Source organism: Mycobacterium sp. UM_WGJ (assembly GCF_000455125.1).
Classification (GTDB): domain Bacteria; phylum Actinomycetota; class Actinomycetes; order Mycobacteriales; family Mycobacteriaceae; genus Mycobacterium.
In genome coordinates this window covers 1-13,729 of record NZ_AUWR01000036.1, presented here as the reverse complement: position 1 = coordinate 13,729, position 13,729 = coordinate 1, and the positions used below count along the sequence as shown (strand labels likewise).

Genomic DNA, 13,729 nt, shown 5'->3' with positions numbered 1-13,729 from the left:
CGGAAATGCGGCAACGCTGCCGCATCGCGAGCATACGCCTGCGTGGACTAGGTTTTCGGAAAAGCACTTCTGACGAAGGGTTCGCCCATGCGCGCGGTACAGATTTCCCGACTCGACGGACCGGCAGCTGCCCAGGTAGTCGACCTAGACGAACCGGCCGGTGCCGGCCTGGTGGTCATCGACATCCACGCCGCCGGAGTGGCGTTTCCCGATGTGTTGCAGTCCCGCGGGCTCTATCAGCACAAGCCGGAGCCGCCGTTCGTGCCAGGCGGCGAGGCTGCCGGCGTGGTGCGCAGCGCCCCGGCCGACGCGCATGTGCGCCCCGGGGACCGCGTGGCGGTATTGACCATGCTCAACGGCGGCATGGCGCAGGTGATCGCGGTGCCCGCCGCGCAGGTGTTCAAGCTGCCGGACACGGTGTCGTTCGAGGCCGGTGCCGGGCTGCTGTTCAACGACCTGACGGTGCTCTTCGCGCTGACCACCCGCGGCCGGCTGGCCGAAGGCGCCACCGTGCTGGTGCACGGCGCCGCCGGCGGGATCGGCACCTCCACGCTGCGGCTGGCCGCACCGCTGGGGGCCTCGCGGGTGATCGCGGTGGTCTCCACGGAGGCTAAAGCCGAGGTGGCCCGGGCTGCGGGCGCTACCGACACCGTGCTCGCCGACGGGTTCCGAGAGGCGGTGGCCGAGCTGACCGGCGGGCGCGGCGTGGACCTGGTGCTCGACCCGGTGGGCGGTGACCGTGTCACCGACTCGCTGCGCTCGCTGGCCCCCGGCGGAAAGCTGTTAGTGGTGGGCTTCACCGGTGGCGACATTCCGACTGTCAAGGTGAACCGGCTGCTGCTCAACAACATCGACGTGGTGGGCGTCGGTTGGGGCGCGTGGGTGATGTCGCATCCGGGTGAGCTGGAGCGCCAATGGGAGACGTTGGAGCCGTTGCTGGCCTCCGGGAAGGTGGCCGCGCCGCAACCGGATGTGTTCGGCCTCGACCGGGCCGCTGATGCGTTGGCGGCACTGGAGAATCGCACCGCGGCCGGCAAGGTCGTGCTGCGGATGCGTGACTGAGCGGCGTTAATTCTCAGCGGTCTTCGAAACGAGAGGAGTTCCGATGTCGGACCAGCGTTCTTCGCACAGTGCCAGTGCACTGCTCGACGCCGTAGAGCGGTCCCCGAAAGCTGTTGCGGTGCACGATAAGTCGGCGTGGGTCGGAATTTTCACCGCCGACGGCCAGGTGAATGATCCGGTCGGTTCGAGGCCCCATGTCGGCACGGCCGCCATCGGACGTTTCTTCGACACCTTCATCGCGCCTAACACGATCGCATTTGAGGTGCAGAACGACGTGGTCGCCGGCATGTCGGTGCTCCGAGACCTGACGGTGCACACCACAATGTCGACGGGTGTCACCATGCATATCCCGATGCACCTGCGCTATGACCTGGTCTCGCAGGGGCCGGACAGCTCGCTGAAGATCCAGCGGTTGTTCGCGCACTGGGAGCTGCAGAAGATGGTCGGGCAGCTCCTTACCTCCGGTGGCCGTGGCCTGCTGGCGTCGGTGATCCTGGGCCCGCAGCTGATTCGGCACCAAGGCCTTTCTGGCTGCGCTGGATTCCTGCGCGGCCTTTCCGGGGTGGGAAAGCGCGGTAAGCGTCGGGTCGAAGACCTTGTCGCGGCGCTGGCGCACGGTGATGCGGCGGCGGTTTCGGCGCAGCTGACTCCCCATGCCACGCTGAGTCCGGACGGTGTTTCGGAGACCTCGGTCGCCGAGTTCGTCGCAACGGCGCGGCACCTGGCCGTCGAAAAGCTCTTGGCCGCAGGGCACACCGTCACTGCGACGGTGCACCTGGACGGCCGCCGCGGGGTGGGGTTGTTCGAGTTCTCCACAGCGGGCGCGGACCGGGGCGAGATTTCCGCTGTCCGCCTCTATATCTGAGGCGGACACCTACAGTACGCCGGGAATGATCGCCTTACGGTTGGGCGGGTAGTCGGGGAATTTCTGCTGGTACCACTTGTGGGTGGCCATCGCCCTGGGCCCCAGGTTGGCGATGGAGAAGAGCAGGAAGATCAGGCCCGGAAGAGTCCAGGCCATGATCGCCCAGCCCGCCCACAGGACGAGCTCACCGAAGTAGTTGCCCGAAGACACCCAGCGATACACCCCGCCGTACGGGATGCTGTACCCGCTGCTGCCGTCGGCGCGCAGGCCGATCAGGATGCGATCGGCCTGGAAATTGATTCCCCAGCCGATCACGGCCACGGCCAGGCCGACGATGAAGCGGGGGTCGACAAACCAACGCTCCTGCTGCAAGTGCGGGGCCAGCGCCACGGCGTAACCGTTGGCGAATCCGTTGACGGCGTTGAAGACGAAGCCAAAGGCGATACCGGAGACCGGGAAGCGTTTGTCATCGCCCTTGCGGCTCAGCGGATAGATCAACCCGCGGTAGAGATAGTGGCACTGCCACAGTGCGTACAACACGATCGCCGGCGCCCCATGCGAGTGCGCCACCAGCCAGAACGTCACGGTAAAAGCCCACCATTGCGGGCACTCGAACATCAGCCAGCTGATCTTTCCCGGCAGCGTGAAGCGATCGTCCGGACTCGCGAAGCGGCCATAAGGATTGGTGAACCAGAAGCTGCTGGCGAAGGTGACGACCGTCAAGACGATCAGGAAGACGACAGCGGCGTGATACAGACCGGCCATGGCGGAACCTCTCATCGAAGGATGCTAGGCAGTAGTAGCACATCAAACGGTCCCTACAACCGACGAGCTGCTAGGACTCGCTGATGCGCGCCTTGAACTCCGGGCACTCGACCAGTGGGGTATGGGTGCAGGTCACCGCGTGAGTGAGGCTGTCGCGCATGCGGGTGAGGCGGGCGATTTCGTCGTCGACTTGGCGAGCCTTCTCAGCCATTCGTGCACGTAGTTCGGTGTCACTGGGCGTGGCCCGCAGAAAGCGCTCGATCTGAGCAAGCGTGAATCCGGCCGCTTTGGCACAGCCGATCAAGGCGAGCCGGTCAAGCACCGCCGGCTCGTAGGTGCGGCGCAGGCCGTTGCGTTCACCGGAGCTGATCAGCCCGCGCCGCTCGTAGAACCGCAGCGCCGATGACGCCAGACCGGATCGACTCGCCACCTCAGCAATGTCCAGCATCACCATCCCCTTGACTTGAAGCGTGGTTCAAGTCAGAGACTAGCGACGAAGCGCCGCTTAAGAAAGGACACCCAGCGCCATGCCACTACATCCGCAGGTCCAAGCCCATTTGGAACGCCTGGCCGGCAGTAACTTTGCCGACCTGCACACGTTCGCCCCGGAGCAGGTCCGGCAGGCCATGCGTCTGATGACCGAAAGCCTGGGCACCGGGGAAGCCGTCGCAAGCGTTTGCGACCACATCATCTCCACGCAAGCCGGCGATTTGCCGGTTCGGATCTACCACCCGCAACCAGAGGAACGGCGTTCGGTGATCGTCTTCTTCCACGGCGGCGGCTTTGTGCTCGGCGACCTCGACACCCACGACGGGCTGGCCCGGGCGCTGGCGAACCGCACCGGCCGCGTCGTCGTCTCGGTCGACTATCCCCTGGCCCCCGAGCACAAGTACCCGGCAGCGATCAACGCCGGCTTCGCCGCCACGCAGTGGGTGGGCCGGCACGCGGGCGAAATCGGCGCCAACGGCACAAACATCGCTGTCGCCGGTGACAGTGCCGGCGGAAATCTCGCAGCTGTGGTCGCGCTGATGGCTCGCGACGCCGGTGCCCCGGCCATCACACACCAGGTATTGATCTACCCGGACTTGGATTTTCGGCGATCGAATGTTTCCATCCAAGAATTCGCGGGACGGTACGGGAACATCAGTCGAGCGACCCAGCAGTGGTTCATGAACCACTACCTCAACGGCGATCACGAAAAGCTCGATGCTCACGTCTCGCCGCTGCTGGCCCCCAGCCTCGAGCAGCTTCCTCCGGCGTTCATCGTCACCGCCGAATTCGACGCCCTGCGCGACGAGGGCGAACAGTACGGCGCCCGACTCCAACAAGCGGGTGTCCCCACCACCATCAATCGCTACGACGGGATGATCCACGAGTTCATGCGCTGGCCGTTCGACGACGCGGCCCGGGCCCTCGAGGACATCGCCGCCGCTCTCCCAGCTCGGCGCTGACGGCCGCCGAATTGAGCCCAAGGAATATACGTTGCGTCTGGCCAGCTATCGCCTAGTCTATTCACTGGACATTATGTCCAGTGAGATCTCGATGACGCAAGGAGCACGAGGCGATGCCCCCCACGGCCAGCTCCCTGGGACCGCAGCCAGCGGAGTACGACCCCGAATGGGTCCGGGCGAAGTACGCACTCGAACGCGACAAACGGCTGCGTCCCGACGCCGTGGGCCAGTTCATCGAGGTCACCGCCGATTTCTCGCACTACGCCGACGACCCGTGGACCGAACGCGTCGAGCGCGACCCGGTGCACGACCACGTCCAGGTGGCGATCATCGGCGCCGGCCTGGGCAGCCTGATCGCCGCCGCGCGGCTCCAGGAGTCCGGTATCGACGACATCAGGATGATCGACACCGCCGGCGACTTCGGCGGCACCTGGTACTGGAACCGCTACCCCGGCGTGCAGTGCGATGTCGAGTCCTACATCTATCTGCCACTGCTCGAAGAGCTGAATTACGTGCCCACCGAGCGTTATGCGCACGGCCCGGAGATCCGCGAACACCTGCAGAACATCGCCAAGCACTACCGCCTCTACGACAACGCGTTGCTGGGCACCACGGTCACCGGCCTGCACTGGGACGACGCCGCCAAGCGCTGGCAGATCACCACCGATCGCGGAGACGCGTTCACCGCGACGCTGGTCGCGGTCTCGCCCGGATCGCTCACCCGGCCGAAACTGCCGGGCATTGCCGGCATCAACGAATTCCGCGGGCATACCTTCCACACCAGCCGCTGGGACTTCGGCTACACCGGCGGCGACGAATCCGGTGGGCTGACCAAGCTGTCCGACAAGCGCGTCGGCGTCATCGGCACCGGTTCCACTGGGCTGCAGTGCATCCCGCACCTCGGAGAGTGGGCGCGCCAGCTCTACGTCTTCCAACGCACCCCGAGCACGGTCTCGGTGCGGGGCAACCGGCCCACCGACCCGGCGTGGGCGGCGAGCCTGCAGCCGGGCTGGCAACGCGAACGCATGGAGAACTTCACCCGGGTCACCTGCGGGGTGGAGATGGACCTCGATCTCACCGACGACGGCTGGACGCAGAAGGCCCTGGAACTCAGTGAGCCCGCCGTGATCCGCGAGACTCAGCGCCTCGGCCGGCAGATGACCCCCGAGGAGATCGCCGACTTCCTGTTCCACGTCGACTACGTGGCGATGCAACGGCTGCGCGCCCGCATCGACGAGACCGTCCGCGACCGCAAGACCGCCGAAGCGCTCAAGCCCTGGTACCGGCTGAACTGCAAGCGGCCCGGCTACCACGACCGGTACCTCGATACGTTCAACCGGGACAACGTCACGTTGGTCGACACCGATGGGCGCGGCGTCGATCGGTTCACCGAGACCGCCGTCGTGGTCGACGGCATCGAATACGAACTCGACGCACTGGTGTTCGCGACCGGCTTCGAGGTGGGTACCGAGTTCACCCGTCGGCTCGGCTTCGAGATCGTGGGCCGCGACGATGTGCGGCTGAGCGACAAGTGGGCCAAAGGCATGCGGACACTGCACGGCCTACAGACCCACGGCTTTCCCAACTGCTTCTTCCTGGGCTACACCCAATCGGGGGTCTCCCCCAACTACACCCACACCGCCGAGGAGCGAGCCCGCCATTTCGCCTACCTGGTCAGCACATTCGTGCAGCGGGGTGCGAACACCATCGAAGCCACCAAGGCCGCCGAGGAGCAGTGGCTGGCCGCGATGGACCAAGCATCAGGAAAGCCCAAAGCCTTCTACGCCGAGTGCACGCCGAGTTACCTCAGTTCCGAGGGCGACCGGGAGAATCCGCACGGCATGCTGTCGACCAATTTCGGAGGCAAGCCTGTCGAGTTCTTCGCGATGCTGAACGCGTGGCGATCCACCGGCCAGCTGGAGGGGGTGATCCTGAAATGACTTCCACTGCACCGAAACTCACGATGCGTGACCGGCACCGCGCCATGACCCGCGACCAGATCATGGCCGCCGCGTTGGAGGCGTTTGCCGACCGCGGCTATGTCGCAGTGACCATCGACGACATCGTTCGCCGGGCCGGGATCGGGCGGGCGACGTTCTATCTGCACTTCGACTCCAAAGCTGCCGTGCTGCGCGAACTGCGCAATACCCGCATGACCGTCTGGTCCCAGCAGGACGCCCCGCGTGGCGGCAGATCGGGACGGCCCTCGATCAGAGCGTTCTTCGAGAAGGTGGTCGACTTCTACACCTCCGCGCCGCAGCTCTATATGGCACTGCATCAGGCGCGGGCGGCCGACCCGGAGTTCGCCGCGGCGCATCGAGCCACCATGGAGGACAACGTCACCGAGTGGATCGAGGCCGATGCCATGCCCGATGCCACCGAGGCCCAGCTGCGGCTGGCCATCGCGATGATGTACACCATGGTCGATTCCTTCATGCACCTGTGGCTGGTCGACGGCTGGCCACTGGAGCGCGAGGCTGCCATTGAAGCGATGACCGACGCGCTGCACGCCACCATGCGCTGAAAACCCCCGGCCCGAGCGCCGGCGGGATTTATCGTGGCACAGCACGAGCGACCGCAATGCGAGCGGTTTTCCGACGAGAGGCTGCGCAATGACCGAGCTACGGGCAGACGGCGCGATGACTGAGCAGCCGACGCAACGCCGAGGCGTCATGCAATCGCTCACCGGGCTCAGTGTCCGTTACGTCGAGCGCCTGATGCCCGACCCGTACCTGTTCGCCGTGATCCTCACGCTGATCGTCGCCGGGATGGTCGCCGCTCTGGTGCGCGGCGCATCGGCCAGCGGCATGCTGACGGCCTGGTACGCCGGGGTCTGGGGGCCGCAGAACATCTTCACGTTCGCCTTCCAGATGGCCCTGATCCTGGTGACCGGCTACACGCTGGCCGAAGCCCCCGTGCTGAAGCGGGCGATCGTCCGCGTCGCGGCTGTGCCGCGCAACCAGGTGCAGGGGGCGCTGCTGTGCTTTACCGTCAGTGCCGCTGCGTCCCTATTGAACTGGGGCCTGGGCCTGGTGGCCGGTGCGCTGGTGGCCCGGCAGGTCGCGCGACGTTTCCCCGACTCGCATTTCGGCTACCTGATCGCCGCGGCGTTCATGGGCTTCATCGTCTGGACGCAGGGACTCTCGTCGTCGATCGCGCTGGCGAACACCGATGCCGGCAGCCCCATCAACGTGATCCACAAGATCGCCGGATTCACCGTGCCGTTGAGCCAGACCATTTTCCAGCCGTACAGCTGGCTGTCGGCGCTCATCGTGTTGGGGGTGCTCGCGCTCGCGGTGTGGCGGATGGAGCCGTCGGAAAGCCTGCCCCCCGATTCCGCGGTGTTCGAAGACGACACAGCGGCCGTTGAGATCCCGGCCGGCAAGACATTTGCCGAATGGCTGGAGAATCAGTGGATCCTCAACGTGCTGCTGTTCGCGGCGGGGATCACGTATTTCGTGACCAGTGGTTTCGCGCTGAACATCTCGTCGATGATCATGCTGTTCACGATCACCGCCGCCCTGCTGCACCGCACGCCGATTCGCTTCATCCGGGCATTCACCGGTGCCGCGAAGGTCTCTGGCCCGCTGCTGCTGCAATATCCGCTCTACGGGGGCCTGGTCGGACTGCTGGCGTACCAGGGCGCCGAGGGGTCCAAGCCGCTGCAGACGCTACTGGCCCAGACGCTGGTCAACGGCGCGACGGAGTACACGTTGCCGTTCCTGACCTTTATCGGCTCGGTGATCATCAGCCTGTTCGTGCCGTCCGGCGGCGGGCACTGGGCCGTGCAGGGCCCGATCGCCGTCGACTCTGCGCTGGCGATCGGCCAGCAGTCACCGGCCTATCTCGGCCTGGTATCCATGGCCGTTGCTGTCGGCGAGGGCGTGGCGAACATGATTCAGCCCTTCTGGCTGCTGCCACTGCTGGCGATCGCGAAGCTCAATGTCCGTCAGGTGATGGGCTTTACGATCGTGGCGTTCGTCATCGGGTTGGTGGTCCTGGGGGCGATGACGATCATTGCGCCGTGGATCATCTGAGAGCTTGTTCGGCGAACCCGAGCCGCTACTCCGCGAGCAGACCGTGCTGGACCAGTAGCGCGCCGACTTCGTTGTCGGTCACCTTGGCCATCATTCGCTTGCGCAAGATCTCCGGCACCGGCAACTGCATCTCCTGGCCGTCGCGCAGATGCAGCGACGCCTCGATCAACTTGCGCACGTCGTAGGTGGATCCGAACGGCTCGGGCACGCCCCGTTCGATGTTCAGCAACCGATATGCGGCCTCCATGCCGGTACGCACCGAGTACTCGGTGGTGAAGATGCAGTCCCGGCTGGTCTCGGCGAACTGTCCGATGAACGCGAAGTTCACCGCCTTGTCGGGCACCACATCGGGCCGATCACCGGCCTGGCGCGGCATGAAAAACGCGGTGACGTAGGGCATCATCACCGGCACCGTCCTGGCCGCGTTGGCCGCCAGCTCAGCAATCTCGGCTTCCGGAACACCGAGGTGATAGAGCCATTCCTGGGTGATCTCCTCGCCGGTGCAGTCCTGCATCGGTTTCTTGACGTAGTCCCCGGGCACGTCGACGAACAACGAGTACACCCACACCACGATCTGGTCTTTCGGTTGTTGTTTGAAGTGTGGCTGGCGGTTGACTGTCCAGCTCAGCAACCACTTCGAGTCGCGCGCCGTGACGATGCCGCCGGTCACCACCTTGCCGCTGAACGGGTCTCGTTTGCAGATCTTCTGAATGTATTCCGGGATACGGTGATCCAAGGTGGTGACGGTAGCCGATTCCCATTTGGTCTTGGGGATGTCGCCACCGAACACGTCGGGACGCCCGAATGACGGGTCCGTGGCGGCGATCCGCCGCCACAGGTCCCAGGCGGGCGCCGGTCCGGTGTTGAGTTTGGCCGGGGTGTGTTGATCTCCGTTGTCGGAATTTTCCGTCAACGAGCCGATGGTGGTCAACACGAGGTCATCTGGTCCAAGATCGACGCCGCCGCCGATACCGCCGCGGATCCAGTGGATTCGGTTGGCCTGCTTACGGTCCGCGGTGATCTCGAAGTCGATGTCAGTGACCTCGGTGTCGAACTCGAACGTCACACCCTGGTCCAGCAGCCATCTGTACAGCGGCAGCACCAACGACTCGTACTGGTTGTATTTGGTGAACTTCAGGGTCGACAGATCGGGCAGCCCGTGGATGTGATGGATGAAGCGGTGCAGGTACAGCTTCATCTCCAGCGCGCTGTGCCATTCCTCGAACGCGAACATAGTGCGCCAGTACAGCCAAAAGTTGCTGGCCAGGAAATCCTTGCCAAACACCTCGTCGATCCGCTTGTTCTCCATCTCCGCGCGGGTGGCGAGGAAGACTTTGAGAATGTCCTGCTGTGCAGCGTGACTCAGCGCGAACTTGCACTCGGTGTGGGCATCTTGCCCGCGGTTGACAGTGGCACGCTGCAGGCTGAAGTTCGGGTCGTCCTTGTTGAGCCAGTAGAACTCGTCGAGGACGCTGGCGCCGTCGACCTCGATCGACGGTACCGTGCGAAACAGGTCCCACAAGCATTCGAAGTGGTCTTCCATCTCGCGGCCGCCGCGAATGACGAATCCCTTCTCGGGTTCCTTGATTCCGTCGAGGGCGCCGCCGGGCAGTTTGAGCCGTTCCATAATGGTGATCTGCTCACCGCTCATCTGTCCGTCCCGGATCATGAACGCAGCGGCCGACATTGACGCGAGGCCCGCGCCGACGAGCCAGGCGGTCTTGTCGTCGACCCCGGCAGGCTTGCGCGGGCGTGCGAATGCTTCGTAATTGCCGCTGCTGTAGTACATGCTGCCTTTCGAGGGGGTTTCAGGAGTATTTGTAAAAGCCTTCGCCGGAGGCGATTCCGAGTTTGCCCTTGTCGATGTAGTTCTCTTTGAGCCAGGCCGCGAGCTTCTGATCCGCCGGACTGCCATGCGCCATAATGTTGTAGGGCGTGTTCATGCCGATGATGTCGTAGATCTGGAAAGGTCCGACCGGCGCTCCGGTGGCGATCCGCCACGTGGTGTCGACATCGACCGGGTCGGCGTAGCCACCAGCCGCCAGTTCGAGAGCGGCGTTGAGGAACGGCACCAGTAGCGAGTTGAGCACATAACCCGCCTTCTCCTTGTGCAGTTCGATCGGAACCATCCCGATAGCCCGGGCGAACTCGACGACTTGTTGATAGACCGCCGGATCGGTTTGATCGGTGCCCATCACCTCTGCGGTGTTGAACTGCCACACCCGGTTTGCGAAGTGCAACGCCAGAAACCGGTCCGGTCGACCGGTGAAGTCCTTGAGATCACTGGGCAGCAGGGTCGAGGAGTTGGTGGCGAAGATGGTCTCCGGCGGCGCCAGTCTGCCGAGCTTCTGGTAGGTCTCCTGCTTGAGCGAAAGCACCTCAGGAACGGCCTCGATCACCAAATCGGCATCAGCGACAGCCTCACCCAGGTCGCTGGAGAGAGTCAATCGCGTCAGGGCTTCCTGCGCTGCACCATCTTTCGCGTCGGCTACCTCGGTGACATAGGTCTGCACCAAACCGTCGAAACGTTGGCGGGCGGCCGCCAATGCCTGGTCGTTGATGTCGTAGGCGACCACGGTCAAACCTTTGAACGCGGACTGGAATGCGATCTGCGCGCCGAGCACGCCGGCACCGAGTACGGTCACGCTGCGAATCTGCGTAGCCAAGGGATTCCTCCGTTCTTTCACGCCACATGCGCGTGATCGGCTGCGTCACTGGTCGGGATCGACCGGTATACATCGGTACGAACATATCCCGGCACATCTTTCGCGCAGACGCGCTCGAGCGAGGTGCCCCCGTGGAGTTGGTTGCTCTGCGGCAACGACATCGCCCGCCGGGTGCACACCGGATCAACGAACGGCGGCACCCGACGGCGAAGTCACTCCAGCGTGCTACTCGGTGGACTTGGCTGCCGCTTCCAGCTCTGCCTCGTCTGCGTCGATACGCGCCTGCGCAGCCGCCAGCACGTAGTATTCGGCCTCTTCGAGCGAGTAGACAGCGAAGGCGATCGCGTCCTCGGCGTCGATCTCGGCATTGTCGGCGGCGCGGTCCGCCCGCTTGGCCTTGTGCTCGGTACGCCGCTTGTCCGCCTTGTTCTTGATCGACGCTACGCCGTCGGACACCGACTGCTGAAGGTCGTGCCAGCCTGCGGCGACGTCGTCCTTGGTCTCCTGGACCGCAGCCTTGGTCGCAGATTGCGTCTCGTCCAGCGTCGCCCGTACCTCCGCTTCTCGCTGGGCCAGCCATGCCCGGTTCTTGGACGATACTGCGGCCGCGGCGTCCTCCAGCGACTTCGCCTGCGCGCTCAGCTTGGCGAGTTGGTCAGACAGTGCCATTTATATCCCTTTCATCATTGAATTCACTTGAGGTATCTGCCCCGTCGTCACTGATGCGCGTAGCGCCCATCCAAGCCCAGATCGTGGGTCAGTTCATTCGCGCCAGTGCGCAGCTGGATGGCCTTCACGATCTGCATGATGCCGATGACGATCAGGAAAGCTCCGGTGACCTGAGCCAGCGTCACGATCGACGTGATCGGCCAAGCCAGGGTGACGATGCCGGCCGCAACGGTGACCACTCCCCCGAAGACCTGCCAGCCACGCCCGGGCAGATCCCGATAGCTCGCCGCCACGACGACCTCCGAGATCCCCTGGAAAACAAAGCCGATGCCGATCCAGGTGGCCAGCAGCCAGACTCCGTAGCCTTCCTCGAAATGCCGGAAGGCCATGATCGCCAGAATCACCGACAGCGCTCCGCTGATCAAGAGCAAGATGCGACTACCACCCGAAATTTCCACGCCAAATGCGGCGATCACCTGCACCACCCCCGACACCAGCAGGTAAGCACCGAACAGCACTGAGGCCGCGACCACGGTGATTGTCGGCCACAGCAGCATGAGCGCTCCGAAGATGACCGCGAGCACACCCCATGCGATAGCCGTTCGCCAAAGAACTCCGATCATGGTGGCGGGTGTCGCCGACGGTGATTCAGGCATGACTGATTCCAAGTCCTTCCCGGAGAGTTGCATAAGGAGAAAAATCCTCAACAGCGAAGAGGGTGCCAACGCAGGTCTTGCGATAACACTTCTCGATGCTAGGAAGCTATTTCGAACCTGCCCATAGCCGTGGGAACACGGATTCAAGGTCTTGACTGTCCACGGGTACAACCGCGTATAGGCCCCCTACAATGCCCAGCATGACCAACCCCGAACCCGACATTGCGCTCGATAAGCTCGGGGCTCTGCTGGAATCACGCGTCGAAGAGCTGGGCCGCCAGATCGTCGGCCAAGTCCGCACGGAAGTCGCCTTCTATCGGAATAATGCCGTAGTTTCCGACGAGGAACTTGGGCAATCGGCGGCCGACAACATGCATTTTGTGTTCCGCGCGCTGCAGAACCACACGTCCTTCGACACCTCGCCGGCTGCGGACACCGGCCGGCTGAGAGCTCGAAGCGGCGTACCGCGATCCGCGGTGGTGGCCGCCTTTCGGGTTGCCAGCCATACCGTCTGGAACCAGATGATGAAGTTCTGCGCCGACAATCCGGATATCAGTCCGGCGACTCTGCTGTCGGCTACCGCACGGTTCTGGGACGCACAGGACCGCTACACCGAGGCCATGACCACCGCCTACCACGAGACCGCAACACAACTCGCCATCGACGACGCCGCCGAACAGGCGGCCCTGACCGAAGCGCTGCTGCAGGGTCGAGCTCTGGGCGAGTACAGCCTCTGGGATGTCGCGGAACTGCTGGGACTGCCGGCCCACGGTCCCTACATCGTGATCGCCGCGGGATTGCCCAAAGTCGGTCAGCAAGCTCTCCGCAGCGCCACGGCGATGTTGGCCGGCCTGGACGTGCACTCCGCATGGCGACTGCTTCCCGACGTGCAGATCGGTATCGCCCACCTCCCTTCCAACGATTCGCTGTCGCGAGTCATCGACCTGCTCAGGCGCGTGGCTACCACCAACATCGGCGTCAGCCCGGTGTTCAACGATCTCGCCGACACCGCGATGTCCTTGCGCTATGCCCGGGTAGCCCAGGCGGCACCAGCCCAACAGAACGGCAACGTGTGTGCGTTCGACGATTCGGTGCTCGGCATCGCCGCGGTCAGTGCACCGGAGGTGACCCGCAAGATCTCCGAAATCATCCTCGGCCCGTTCAATTCGCTGCCCAGCGATGAGCAACTCAGTCTGTGCGCGACTTTCGAGGCGTGGCTCGACCACGATGGGTCGATTTCAGAGACCGCTTCCGTACTGTTCTGTCACCCCAACACGGTACGAAATAGGTTGCGCCGCATCGAAGAACACACCGGACGTTCCCTGAGCGCGCCACGTGAGCTCGCCGAACTGTGCCTCGCATTCGAGACGGTCAAGGGCCGCTAGCGGTCCGACGGCACATCAGTGCAGCCTCGTCGCGTCGTCCACAGAATCTCCGGAGGGAACACCATGGGCGCACCACAAGACTGAATCCCCCCGGCGTGTCCGGAGACTCTGTTTCTTGGAAAGGATGGAGTCATGTCAGGGAGTACGTCGAAGAGGTACCCGGCCGAGTTGCG

The 13,729-nt window shown here is 64.1% G+C and carries 13 protein-coding genes; 7 read left to right on the top strand and 6 right to left on the bottom strand.

Features of this window, described 5'->3' with window-relative positions; genetic code table 11:
- The first annotated feature begins 87 nt into the window (after positions 1 to 87).
- Both N416_RS0112490 and N416_RS0112485 read left to right on the top strand, forming a co-directional pair.
- A complete protein-coding gene (locus N416_RS0112490; RefSeq protein WP_024442445.1) occupies positions 88 to 1,062 on the top strand; it encodes an NADPH:quinone oxidoreductase family protein in 975 nt (324 codons plus the stop codon).
- A 43-nt stretch (positions 1,063 to 1,105) separates the two neighbouring features.
- Positions 1,106 to 1,927, top strand: a complete 822-nt coding sequence (locus N416_RS0112485; protein ID WP_024442444.1) for a nuclear transport factor 2 family protein — start codon at positions 1,106 to 1,108, stop codon at positions 1,925 to 1,927.
- 9 nt (positions 1,928 to 1,936) lie between these two features.
- On the opposite strand, the gene N416_RS0112480 is transcribed toward N416_RS0112485, so the two are convergent.
- Both N416_RS0112480 and N416_RS0112475 read right to left on the bottom strand, forming a co-directional pair.
- Positions 1,937 to 2,692, bottom strand: a complete 756-nt coding sequence (locus N416_RS0112480) for a DUF1295 domain-containing protein (RefSeq protein ID WP_024442443.1) — start codon at positions 2,690 to 2,692, stop codon at positions 1,937 to 1,939.
- Positions 2,693 to 2,762: 70 nt separating this feature from the next.
- Positions 2,763 to 3,140: a MerR family transcriptional regulator gene (locus tag N416_RS0112475; RefSeq protein WP_024442442.1), complete on the bottom strand. Its 378-nt coding sequence runs from the start codon at positions 3,138 to 3,140 to the stop codon at positions 2,763 to 2,765.
- Between the two features lie 79 nt (positions 3,141 to 3,219).
- On the opposite strand from N416_RS0112475, the gene N416_RS0112470 reads away from it, so the two are divergent.
- The 4 genes from N416_RS0112470 (at position 3,220) to N416_RS0112455 (ending at position 8,180) form a co-directional block, all read left to right on the top strand.
- A complete protein-coding gene (locus N416_RS0112470) occupies positions 3,220 to 4,143 on the top strand; it encodes an alpha/beta hydrolase (protein ID WP_024442441.1) in 924 nt (307 codons plus the stop codon).
- 113 nt (positions 4,144 to 4,256) lie between these two features.
- Positions 4,257 to 6,083 (top strand): NAD(P)/FAD-dependent oxidoreductase, encoded by a 1,827-nt coding sequence (locus N416_RS0112465; protein WP_024442440.1) that lies wholly within the window; start codon positions 4,257 to 4,259, stop codon positions 6,081 to 6,083.
- Positions 6,080 to 6,667, top strand: coding sequence for a TetR/AcrR family transcriptional regulator (locus N416_RS22160; RefSeq protein ID WP_024442439.1), 588 nt, complete (start codon positions 6,080 to 6,082; stop codon positions 6,665 to 6,667). Before N416_RS0112465 ends, N416_RS22160 begins: the two co-directional genes overlap by 4 nt.
- Before the next feature lie 88 nt (positions 6,668 to 6,755).
- Positions 6,756 to 8,180 (top strand): TIGR00366 family protein, encoded by a 1,425-nt coding sequence (locus tag N416_RS0112455; RefSeq protein ID WP_231384221.1) that lies wholly within the window; start codon positions 6,756 to 6,758, stop codon positions 8,178 to 8,180.
- 25 nt (positions 8,181 to 8,205) lie between these two features.
- Here N416_RS0112455 and N416_RS0112450 read toward each other — a convergent pair whose 3' ends face one another.
- From N416_RS0112450 to N416_RS0112430, 4 genes are all read right to left on the bottom strand, one after another.
- Positions 8,206 to 9,969 carry an oleate hydratase gene (locus N416_RS0112450; RefSeq protein WP_024442437.1) on the bottom strand — a complete coding sequence of 588 codons (1,764 nt, stop codon included), beginning with the start codon at positions 9,967 to 9,969 and terminating at the stop codon, positions 8,206 to 8,208.
- A 19-nt stretch (positions 9,970 to 9,988) separates the two neighbouring features.
- The gene (locus tag N416_RS0112445; RefSeq protein WP_024442436.1) at positions 9,989 to 10,846 is read right to left on the bottom strand and encodes a 3-hydroxyacyl-CoA dehydrogenase; all 858 of its coding nucleotides are present in this window, start codon (positions 10,844 to 10,846) and stop codon (positions 9,989 to 9,991) included.
- Positions 10,847 to 11,071: 225 nt separating this feature from the next.
- Entirely contained in the window at positions 11,072 to 11,515 is a 444-nt protein-coding gene (locus N416_RS0112435; protein ID WP_024442434.1) for a hypothetical protein, read from the bottom strand.
- A 47-nt stretch (positions 11,516 to 11,562) separates the two neighbouring features.
- A complete protein-coding gene (locus N416_RS0112430; protein ID WP_024442433.1) occupies positions 11,563 to 12,138 on the bottom strand; it encodes an HdeD family acid-resistance protein in 576 nt (191 codons plus the stop codon).
- Positions 12,139 to 12,371: 233 nt separating this feature from the next.
- Between N416_RS0112430 and N416_RS0112425 the strand changes: the two genes are divergently transcribed.
- Positions 12,372 to 13,556 carry a CdaR family transcriptional regulator gene (locus N416_RS0112425; RefSeq protein ID WP_036457854.1) on the top strand — a complete coding sequence of 395 codons (1,185 nt, stop codon included), beginning with the start codon at positions 12,372 to 12,374 and terminating at the stop codon, positions 13,554 to 13,556.
- Positions 13,557 to 13,729 lie beyond the last annotated feature (173 nt).

Bases quoted from the DNA above. Each gene is read 5' to 3' on its own strand.
- N416_RS0112475 (WP_024442442.1), bottom strand. From the start codon at position 3,140: ATGCTGGACATTGCTGAGGTGGCGAGTCGATCCGGTCTGGCGTCATCG.
- N416_RS0112485 (WP_024442444.1), top strand. From the start codon at position 1,106: ATGTCGGACCAGCGTTCTTCGCACAGTGCCAGTGCACTGCTCGACGCC.
- N416_RS0112455 (WP_231384221.1), top strand. From the start codon at position 6,756: ATGACCGAGCTACGGGCAGACGGCGCGATGACTGAGCAGCCGACGCAA.
- N416_RS0112450 (WP_024442437.1), bottom strand. From the start codon at position 9,969: ATGTACTACAGCAGCGGCAATTACGAAGCATTCGCACGCCCGCGCAAG.
- N416_RS22160 (WP_024442439.1), top strand. From the start codon at position 6,080: ATGACTTCCACTGCACCGAAACTCACGATGCGTGACCGGCACCGCGCC.
- N416_RS0112470 (WP_024442441.1), top strand. From the start codon at position 3,220: ATGCCACTACATCCGCAGGTCCAAGCCCATTTGGAACGCCTGGCCGGC.
- N416_RS0112435 (WP_024442434.1), bottom strand. From the start codon at position 11,515: ATGGCACTGTCTGACCAACTCGCCAAGCTGAGCGCGCAGGCGAAGTCG.
- N416_RS0112425 (WP_036457854.1), top strand. From the start codon at position 12,372: ATGACCAACCCCGAACCCGACATTGCGCTCGATAAGCTCGGGGCTCTG.
- N416_RS0112430 (WP_024442433.1), bottom strand. From the start codon at position 12,138: ATGATCGGAGTTCTTTGGCGAACGGCTATCGCATGGGGTGTGCTCGCG.
- N416_RS0112490 (WP_024442445.1), top strand. From the start codon at position 88: ATGCGCGCGGTACAGATTTCCCGACTCGACGGACCGGCAGCTGCCCAG.
- N416_RS0112465 (WP_024442440.1), top strand. From the start codon at position 4,257: ATGCCCCCCACGGCCAGCTCCCTGGGACCGCAGCCAGCGGAGTACGAC.
- N416_RS0112480 (WP_024442443.1), bottom strand. From the start codon at position 2,692: ATGGCCGGTCTGTATCACGCCGCTGTCGTCTTCCTGATCGTCTTGACG.